General features: G+C 50.8%; 7 protein-coding genes and 1 pseudogene. 6 read left to right on the forward strand and 2 right to left on the reverse strand.

Going from position 1 to position 9,566, the window contains the following annotated elements:
• Positions 1-72 precede the first annotated feature (72 nt).
• Positions 73-236, forward strand: a pseudogene (locus QUA99_RS14300) (RNA-guided endonuclease TnpB family protein); the annotation flags it as partial.
• A 105-nt stretch (positions 237-341) separates the two neighbouring features.
• Here the strand turns inward: QUA99_RS14300 and QUA99_RS14305 are convergent.
• Together QUA99_RS14305 and tnpA are read right to left on the reverse strand one after the other, a co-directional pair.
• Positions 342-2,552, reverse strand: a complete 2,211-nt coding sequence (locus QUA99_RS14305; protein ID WP_333237680.1) for a peptidase domain-containing ABC transporter — start codon at positions 2,550-2,552, stop codon at positions 342-344.
• Positions 2,553-2,885: 333 nt separating this feature from the next.
• Positions 2,886-3,296 (reverse strand): IS200/IS605 family transposase, encoded by a 411-nt coding sequence (gene tnpA / locus QUA99_RS14310; RefSeq protein ID WP_445251011.1) that lies wholly within the window; start codon positions 3,294-3,296, stop codon positions 2,886-2,888.
• A gap of 427 nt (positions 3,297-3,723) precedes the next feature.
• Between tnpA and QUA99_RS14315 the strand changes: the two genes are divergently transcribed.
• The 5 genes from QUA99_RS14315 to QUA99_RS14335 all read left to right on the forward strand — a co-directional run.
• Positions 3,724-5,715, forward strand: a complete 1,992-nt coding sequence (locus QUA99_RS14315) for a PatA/PatG family cyanobactin maturation protease (RefSeq protein ID WP_333237684.1) — start codon at positions 3,724-3,726, stop codon at positions 5,713-5,715.
• A gap of 96 nt (positions 5,716-5,811) precedes the next feature.
• Complete coding sequence (locus QUA99_RS14320; protein WP_333237687.1) at positions 5,812-6,063, forward strand: cyanobactin biosynthesis system PatB/AcyB/McaB family protein; 252 nt, start codon at positions 5,812-5,814, stop codon at positions 6,061-6,063.
• Between the two features lie 27 nt (positions 6,064-6,090).
• A complete protein-coding gene (locus QUA99_RS14325; protein WP_333237689.1) occupies positions 6,091-6,852 on the forward strand; it encodes a cyanobactin biosynthesis PatC/TenC/TruC family protein in 762 nt (253 codons plus the stop codon).
• 49 nt (positions 6,853-6,901) lie between these two features.
• Positions 6,902-9,232 carry a TOMM precursor leader peptide-binding protein gene (locus tag QUA99_RS14330; protein ID WP_333237691.1) on the forward strand — a complete coding sequence of 777 codons (2,331 nt, stop codon included), beginning with the start codon at positions 6,902-6,904 and terminating at the stop codon, positions 9,230-9,232.
• A 135-nt stretch (positions 9,233-9,367) separates the two neighbouring features.
• A partial coding sequence (locus QUA99_RS14335) for a microcyclamide/patellamide family RiPP (RefSeq protein ID WP_333441895.1) occupies positions 9,368-9,566 on the forward strand: 199 nt, incomplete at its 3' end.

Consider the following 9,566-nt stretch of genomic DNA (forward strand, 5'->3'; position numbering starts at 1 on the left):
ACAGATTCAATCTCTATATTCCTGACTCAGCCTGATTTATACTTTTCCTCTGCCTAAAGTGACAAAAGAGGGTTAATTAATTCTGATGTCAACGCCGCGTACAACATCCTTAGAAAAGCAATCCCAAATGCGTTCAGCAATGGGATAGGGAGCTGCGTAGTTCAGCCGAGGCGGGTCGATCCGCTCAAAGTGAAAGGGAAGGGGAGGGACTTAACGCCTCCCATGTCATGCAATAAATGACTATACTTTTACCAGCTATATGTCAGATTGATTTAGGACAACAGAATACTCAAATTCCCGACTTCTTCAAGAAGTCGGGGATTTAATAGGTTCTCACTTGTTTAAGGATGCAAAAACTCTAAATGGTCTCCTGGAATCGATCGCAATTTTGCAGCCGATCCTTGCAGTTTCAACCTGCCGTGCTCTAACATGATAATCCAATCGGCGCGATCGATCACTCGCGGTCTGTGACTGATAAAAATCGTGGTTTTCCCGTGCCGGTACATCAACAAATTTTCTAAGACTTCCGCTTCGCTTGCGGGATCAAGCCCTGCGGTAGATTCGTCTAAAATCAATACGGGCGGGTTGTGGAGAATGGCGCGGGCGATCGCCAATCTCTGTCTTTGTCCCCCAGAAATATTCGCTCCGAATTCCCCTAAAACTGTTTGATATTTATCAGGCAATTGGCTGATAAATTCATCGGCACCCGCAATTTTGCACGCTTTCACAATCTGTTCAAAGCTGATTTCTGGACTTCCCAAACGAAAATTTTCCATAATAGAACGGCTCCAAAAATGTGCTTCTTGAGGAACCAAAACCACCTGCTGTCTCAGACTGTCGAGAGACAAATCCTGCAAGTTGTAACCGCCAATTCTAATATTACCCGATTGCAGCGGATACAGACCAGCAATTACTTTAGCTAGCGTACTTTTTCCGCAGCCGGAATAGCCGATCAAAGCAATTGCTTGACCGCCGGGAAACGTGACGGAAAAATTTTCCAGCAAGTCAAGTCTGCCGGGGTAGTGAAAACTAACACCCTTGCAAACAATACCGTCGCGATCCTGAATGGTTACGAAAGGTTTATTACTATCGTTTTTAGTTTCCGGTTCAGCGTCGATAACTTCCGAAAGCCGTTGAGTTGCTGTCTGGACGCGAGTCATTTCGTCGCTAAATCCTACTAAGGAATTCACCCAAGTAGTGACATTTTGATTCATGCTGATAAACGCTAGCAACTGACCGATACTCAATACCTTGTCAATCACCAAACCGCTACCAAGCCACAGCAGAGTAATGCTGCCCGCCGAGGCAACAAAACCCGAAAATATATTGTTGAGAATGCCGATTTGCGTAGTGCGGAAAGTGAGATTTGCTAAGCGGCCGAAGCGGGTTTGGAATTCTTCCCAAAGTTCCTGGGCACTGCTAGTAGTTTTGACTGTCAGCGCGCCTTTAAAAGTTTCTACTAAAACACCTTGAGTTTCTGCTTCCAGCACAAACAAACTGCGAGTTTTGTGCTGCAAAACGGGCAAAAACACGACTGTAGAGGCAGTCATCAGCACAGCAATTACTGTAGCTGCCAGTGTCAGTTCCTTGCTGTAAAACAGCATAAAAATAAAAGAAACTACAGCTATAAAAAATTGGCTGGGCAAGCTGATAGCGACTTGAGAAACTAATTTATTGATTTCTTGGATATCTTGTAATCTACTGACGATTTCGCCGCTGCGTCTGGTTTCGTAAAAACTCAAAGGCAATCGCAGGAATTTGCGCGCAAATTCCATCACTAATCCCAATTCTAAACGCTGGGAAAACTGAGCGATCAAGTTCGACTGCACCAGGCCTAAACTGCTGCTAAACAGGTTCATGACGATAACTGCGATCGCCACACTCGCCAGGAGTTGTCTGTCGCCCCGCACCAGGATGTCGTCGGTGAGCAGTTGAACTAGAAAAGGCGAAGAAATCGACAGCAAACCCAACACTGCATTCAGCAAAAATGCTTCCATTAAAATCTGGCGGTAAATCCCAATCCGGCGCATCCATTTTTGTAAGGAATTGGCGGGCGGTTGACCGTCTGCTGCTGCAAAAAACCGCTCCGCATCGGGTTCTACTAGCAAGCACAGCCAATCTGTCCAACCTGCTGCTAATTCTGCTTTAGAAACGTAGCGCATACCGACAGCCGGATCGCCGATCGCATATTTGTTGCCCTGCTTCCCATACAAAACTGCCCAGTGATAGCCGTTCCAGTGAATAATCATCGGTAGAGGGGCATCATCGAGCTTGTCTAAAATTGCAGCGGCTGCTCGCACCGATCGAGCATTAAAGCCGATCGCCTCAGCACCTTGTTTCAAGCCCAGTAAAGTCGTCCCTTGCTGGCCCGTACCGACAAATTCTCGCAAGCGGCTAATTGTAATATTCTGTCCGTAAAATTTGGCGATCGAAGCCAGACAAGCCGCGCCGCAATCTTCTTCGCTGTGCTGCAGCACAACCTGATATTTCCGAGAATTATTTGTTTTTCCGTAGAATGGTATTCCGGGGAAAAATGGGATGTTTTTTAGCATTTTTTCAAATGAGTAGAGCCTAAAGCACAATACCCACCGCCGCCTGGCCAATCAGCAAAAAGCACCCATAAAGTTATGGGCGATCGCTTTTTTCACAGTTTTATAACTGAATTAACGGAACTTCAACAAACAATGAGTTCTAGTTTTGGTAAGAGCTAGGGCGTGTTTTCAAACTCATTGTCTTCTAAAAATAGGCGATCGCAGGTAGGTTTGTTTCTGCCAAAATCCCCGGATTCAACAGCACAAAGTCTTCAAACGGATTGCAGCCAGAGGACAGACTTCTGTAGATTAATTTTTTGGATTCAAACTCCATCTTGTTTGCAATGACCGACATTAACGGGATTTAATCCTCGTGCTTCTAGGGCGATTTTTGTCTTTGATGTACTGCTTCAAAACTTCAATTGGTGCGTCTCCAACAGAAACGGTAAAGTAACTAGGACTCCACAAAGATTCTTGGTCGGGTTTCTGGTATCCAGCTTGTCCGTAACGGCGACTAGATACACCTTTGAGTGCGTTTACTATTTGTGAAACAGACAGCTTGGGCGGGTATTCAATCAGTGCGTGAACATGATCGCCTTCGCCATTGAACTCTAATATCTGAAAATTCATCTGTCGAGCTACTTCTCGGAAAGATTTTTCAACCAAATCCAGCCCATCGTCCGTGAATACGGACTTTCGATATTTTGTTACGCAGACCAAGTGAATTTTTAGGTCTGTAACGCTATGCCTTTCCCTTCTATACATAGTCTTTATTTATGCAGACCAACCTGTCATCCCAAATACATACCAACTAAGCTTAACAGGATGAAGGCACGATAGCAGTACAAAATTTCTCCAAATAATAAGAAATGTGTAGAATCACTTGCCTAAACTCTGCTCATTATGTTTTTATTATTTTCAAGTTTTTAGTATAGCGCTACACAACCAGCAGCTAGCCAACTTAGACGAGCGATCCCCGCTCATCCTCAGCTCGCTCATCTGGCAAGCATATGATTGTGCTGCACTACAACTAATCCCTAGGGTTCAACAAACTGTCCAGCTCGTCTTTTTTCAAAGACTAAACTTCAAGCAGCCTGCTTGTCATACCTCATATTGAAGGTGAAAACGCAGCTATCAATAGGTCTAAAAAAACTACTCTATGCTGATTAGTGTTTGGAATAAATACGTTTAAATGCTAGATACATTAAGTACGGTGTCCCAGGGGGATAGTAGTATTTGTATTGCCGTTTTGGATGGTCCTGTTGACCAAAATCATCCTTGCTTCCAAGGCGCCGACTTAACGTTTCTTCCCACCTTGGTTAAAGCGGAGGCCCAGATCGGTGGCAATATGTCCGCCCACGGCACCCACGTTGCCAGCATTATCTTTGGGCAACCGGGCAGTCCGGTGGAGGGGATAGCTCCCAAATGTAAAGGAATAATTGTGCCAGTCTTCGCCGACGATCGCCTCAAAACTTCCCAGCTAGATTTGGCTAGGGGGATCGAGCAAGCAGTCAATGCCGGCGCCCACGTGATCAACCTCAGTGGGGGTCAACTGACCGACTATGGCGAGGCCGATGGCTGGTTGCGGAATGCCGTTCGTCTGTGCCGAGAGAACAACGTCTTGCTCGTCGCTGCGGCTGGCAACAACAGTTGCGATTGCTTGCACGTACCCGCTGCTTTGCCCTCTGTGCTAGCGGTAGGGGCGATGGATGCTAATGGCAAACCCCTGGACTTTAGCAACTGGGGCGAAGCCTACAAAGACCAAGGCATCCTTGCCCCTGGCCAGGACATCCTGGGAGCTAAACCAGGCGGTGGCACCGACCGCCTGAGCGGTACGAGCTTCGCCACTCCGATTGTCTCCGGTGTAGCAGCCGTGCTGCTGAGTCTTCAGCGGGATCGGGGAGAAACCCCCGACCCCCACAAAATTCGTCAAATATTGTTGCAGAGTGCCTTACCCTGCGACCCTGACTTGCCCGAAGAAACCCGTCGGTGTCTGGCGGGCAGACTGAACATCTCTGGAGCCATAACGTTATTAAAAGGAGGAAAAATGGCTGAGAATTTCGCATCAGTGGGTGCATCAGAAGTAGAAGCCGCAGGCTGCGGTTGTGATGGCGGCTTAACCAACGCCAGTGAAGCGATGGCTAATCAAGGGCAACCGGCTCCTAGCTTGGTTGCTGCTGCAGCCAAGCCAGGAGCTGCTGAGGCTGTCCCTAGCAACACCCCCAACTTGCAAAACTTGATGCAATCGTTTCCTACATCTGTAACCCAACAACCAATGATGCCCAACATAACTGCTAACTCCGTCACCGCCAGCCAAGCCCCCAGCGAACTTCCGGCTCTCGGTCAGATTGTTTATGCCCTCGGAACCCTCGGCTATGACTTCGGGACTGAAGCCCGCCGGGACTCGTTCAAGCAACTGATGCCGCCGTTTGACATAGGGGGAGGGGTGATGGTGCCGGCGAACCCCTACGACGCCCGTCAGATGGTGGACTACCTGGACGACAATATTTCTGAGGCCCGATCGCTCATTTGGACGCTTAACATTGAACTGACTCCCGTCTATGCGATCGACCCCACCGGTCCCTTCGCCGCCGAGTCCTACCGCGCTCTCCACGAACTGCTATCCGGTCAAATCCAACCCGAAAACGATGCCGAATACGTTGAGCGCGTCAGCATCCCCGGCATCTTGACCGGGCGCAAAGTCAAGCTCTTCTCCGGTCAAGTTATCCCGGTGGTTGAACCCCAAAGCACTCGCGGCATCTACGGTTGGAAAGTCAACAGCTTGGTGAGAGAGGCGATGGCAGCGGTTCAAGCTGAAGACGGCACTGCTGATGAAGACCGCATCCGCAACACCTTAGATGGCTTCCTCAACCGCATCTACTACGACCTCCGCAACTTAGGAACCACTTCCCAAGACCGCGCCCTGAACTTCTCCGTCACCAACGCCTTCCAAGCGGCCCGAACCTTCAGCGAAGCGGTTGCCGTCGGCATGGAACTCGACAGCATTACTGTTGAGAAAAGCCCCTTCTGTCGCATGGATAGCGACTGCTGGGATGTGAAGTTGAAGTTCTTCGACCCTGAAAACAACCGCCGTGCTAAGAAGATTTTCCGCTTCACCATTGATGTCAGCGATCTGATTCCGGTCACATTGGGCGAAGTTCGTTCTTGGTCTTCACCGTATTAAAGGGCAATACAATTGGGGTGAGAGTGCCACAACAAAATGGACTCTCGCCAAGATATCTAGATTTGTTCACCCTATCGATACGGAGAATCCTCAACCATGCGACTTCCTATATTGTCTCCCCCCGTCAAACGGCCTCATTTCATCCAGCCTGCGCTGTGCGTGGATGTGGAAGATGGTCTTACCGAGGATTTGGTGCATATTCGGATGGATCTGCTCCACGGCGCCAACTATAACGATCCTTCAGCCTATGCCAACCGCAGTTTCAGCCAAGTGATGCACTCTAGTGCCAGCCAGAGTGCAGCCAGCCAGGGCTGGGGCGGCTTTGGGGGCATGGGACGATTTTATTAATGAGCCACTGATCGGCCCCTAATCACCATGCCTCAGCAAACTGAAACCCTATGGCAAATTGGTCAAGCTGGTAAAGGAGGTCAGGAGTTTTCGCAGGTAGGCGGCTGGCAAGAGGAATTTACCTACGTTGTTGGGTCAGATCGAGACCCGATTAACCAGCCCCAGATGCCATCGTTGCTCGTGGTTCCCGGTCGCAAGACCAAACCGCAGAGCAAAGGAAAGCAGCTTTTTTCCACGGACAAACTGAATATCCAATTCTCCCTTGTCCGAAGCTACAGCACAGGCGAACTTACGCTCTTTTACAACTTTTTTGGATCTCAAGTTGACACCCTCTGGGTTGATGGTGAGCCAGTGACCGAACTCGTCGGGGTCGGGTCAGGCAAGCCAACAAAAACCCAGATTCCCTTGCCAGCCCTCAGCGCTGGGCAACATACCCTGACCCTGACTACCGATCGCGGGTCGGGAGATGGGGCACACCGGATCGACTACCTCAAGCTAGAGGGGGTTGTGGCCCCCCAGCAACCGCCAACCCTCGAAACACCCGAAACACCCAAGGAAACTAAGGAAACTGAGGAAACTATGGCTAATGAGAAAAAGGAAACGGCTAAGGAGAAAACAGAAGTAACACCCTCGGAAGTCTCCTCGACCCCTGAAGAGAAAAAGTCTTACGTGCCTACTTCCCAGACCGGGCTGCAAGATTATGCCTACTGGTGCGACTACGCCAAGAAGCAAGCCAAGAAGTCACAGAGACACCCTAAACCCTTCCGCCGGGGCCGCATCTGGACCTAATCCCTAGCCTGTCTTGTTATCGTCCACTTAATGACTGACTGTTCGCTCTATGCAATCCACCACACTCCTCCAAATTAAGCCCCACTTTCATGTCGAGGCGATCGAGCCAAACCAAGTCTACCTCCTTGGCGAACAGAGCAACCACGCCCTCAGCGGGCAACTCTACTGCCAAATCGTGCCTCTGCTGAATGGGCAACACACCCGGGAGCAGATTGTCGAAAAATTTGATGGGGAATTCCCGGCGGAACACATTGACTATGTGCTCGATCGCCTCGCAGAGAAAGGCTACCTCACCGAGGTAGCCCCGGAACTATCCTCGGAAGTGGCGGCATTTTGGAGCGAGTTAGGGATTGCACCCCCCGTGGCGGCCCAGGGGCTACAGCAGCCGGTCACGCTGACAACGGTGGGCGATAACATCAGTGAAGTAACTCTTGCTGCCCTCGCAACTGCCCTGCGGGACATGGGCATTCCGGTGCAAAACCCCACAGACGCGGGTTCGGAGGCGGCGCTCAACATCGTCTTGACCGATGACTATTTGCAGCAGGAACTAGCCACCATCAACAAGCAGGCTCTAGAGCGCCAACAAGCTTGGCTGCTCGTCAAGCCAGTGGGCAGTGTCCTCTGGTTGGGACCGGTGTTTGTTCCTGGAAAAACGGGGTGTTGGAGCTGTCTTGCCCATCGGCTGCGGGGCAACCGCGAAGTTGAGTCGTCGGTCTTGGTGCAAAAACAAGCCCAGCAAGAGCGCAATGGTCAGAACGGGCGTGTATTAAGCTGCTTGCCCACAGCACGGGCGACGCTGCCTTCGACCCTGCAAACGGGGTTACAGTTCGCCGCCACCGAGATCGCCAAGTGGATTGTCAAGCAACACGTCAATGCCACTGCGCCGGGAACGGCACGCTTCCCCACCCTCGACGGCAAGATTATCACCTTCAACCAGACAATTCTGGATTTGAAAAGCCATATCTTGATGAAGCGGCCGCAATGTCCGACCTGTGGGGACTCGGGAATTTTGCAGAGGCGAGGGTTTGAACCGCTGAAGCTAGAATCGCGCCGCAAGCAGTTCACCCATGATAATGGTTACCGTACCACCAGCCCAGAACAGACCTTGCAGAAATACCAGCACTTGCTCAGCCCCGTAACGGGAGTCGTAACTGAATTGGTGCGGATATCTGACCCGACTAATCCCTTGGTGCATACCTACCGGGCGGTGCATAGCTTCGGCAGTGCCACCACCCTGCGGGGGCTACGTAATACCCTGAACTACAAGAGTTCTGGCAAAGGTAAGACCGATAGCCAATCCCGAGCTAGTGGTTTCGGCGAGGCGGTGGAACGCTATTCGGGCATCTTTCAAGGAGACGAACCCCGCAAACGGGCAACGCTGGCAGAACTAGAGGACTTGGCAATTCATCCCCAAGAGTGTTTGTACTTTAGCGACGCCCAGTATGCCAATCGGGAAGCCTTAAACGCTCAGGGTTCAGCGGCAGGTTATCGCTGGATTCCCCATCGCTTTGACGCCAGTAAAGCGATCGACTGGACACCAGTGTGGTCGTTGACTGAGCAAAAGCACAAATATGTACCTACTGGCTTTTGCTACTACAACTACCCGATGCCGGAAGCTGAACGCTTCTGCAAGGCGGATTCCAACGGTAATGCTGCAGGCAACACCTTGGAAGAGGCAATCTTGCAAGGGTTTATGGAACTGGTGGAGCGCGATTGTGTAGCTCTGTGGTGGTACAACCGCCTCAGCCGTCCGGGGGTGGACTTGACGAGCTTTGACGATCCATACTTTGTCCAGTTACAGCAGTTTTACCGGGAACAGAACCGAGAATTATGGGTGCTGGATTTGACTGCTGACCTCGGAATTCCAGCCTTTGCAGGTCTCTCTAATCGCACGGTGGGTTCAGAGCGAATAGCTATTGGTTTTGGGGCACACCTCGACCCGAAGATTGCCATTCTTCGTGCCCTCACTGAGGTGAGCCAACTTGGGCTGGAGCTTGACAAAATTCCCGACGAGCGGATTAAGGGTGAGTCGAAAGACTGGTGGCTAGAAGTGACTCGAACAAGTCATCCTTGTTTAGTCCCAGATGCATCGCAGCCGCTGAAGACTGCCAGTGATTATCCAAACCGCTGGAGTGATGACATCTACACAGATGTGATGAACTGTGTGGAGATTGCCCAAGCCGTAGGGCTAGAAACCCTGGTGCTAGACCAGACGCGACCGGACATCGGCTTGAACGTGGTCAAAGTGATTGTACCGGGAATGCGAACCTTTTGGTCGCGGTTGGGTCCAGGGCGGCTCTATGATGTGCCGGTGAAGTTGGGATGGCGAACCGTGGCCCTGGCTGAGGCAGAGATGAACCCCACGACTATACCGTTTTAAGTCTTTTTAAAGTTTGCGGGCGACAGGCTTCGCTACATACCAGATGTCGCCCTACTAGGCTTCTTCCCAACGAAGAAGAGGATTGACCCACCTCAACGGGTCAACAAACCAAACAACAAAATGAGGAAATTACTCATGGATAAGAAGAACATTCTGCCCCAACAAGGCAAACCAGTGATGCGGAGCACCACTGGTAAACTCCCCAGCTACTTGGCTGAACTCTCTGAGGAAGCTCTCGGTAATGCTGGTGTGGGAGCATCTTCCACTGGCTGTGTGACTGCCTACGATGGTGCGGAAGCATCTTCCACTGGCTGTGTGACTGCCTACGATGGTG

The organism is Microcoleus sp. F10-B2 (assembly GCF_036704965.1).
In the GTDB taxonomy this organism is placed as follows: domain Bacteria; phylum Cyanobacteriota; class Cyanobacteriia; order Cyanobacteriales; family Microcoleaceae; genus Microcoleus.

Bases quoted from the DNA above. Each gene is read 5' to 3' on its own strand.
- QUA99_RS14305 (WP_333237680.1), bottom strand. From the start codon at position 2,552: ATGCTAAAAAACATCCCATTTTTCCCCGGAATACCATTCTACGGAAAA.
- tnpA (WP_445251011.1), bottom strand. From the start codon at position 3,296: ATGTATAGAAGGGAAAGGCATAGCGTTACAGACCTAAAAATTCACTTG.
- QUA99_RS14315 (WP_333237684.1), top strand. From the start codon at position 3,724: ATGCTAGATACATTAAGTACGGTGTCCCAGGGGGATAGTAGTATTTGT.
- QUA99_RS14320 (WP_333237687.1), top strand. From the start codon at position 5,812: ATGCGACTTCCTATATTGTCTCCCCCCGTCAAACGGCCTCATTTCATC.
- QUA99_RS14325 (WP_333237689.1), top strand. From the start codon at position 6,091: ATGCCTCAGCAAACTGAAACCCTATGGCAAATTGGTCAAGCTGGTAAA.
- QUA99_RS14330 (WP_333237691.1), top strand. From the start codon at position 6,902: ATGCAATCCACCACACTCCTCCAAATTAAGCCCCACTTTCATGTCGAG.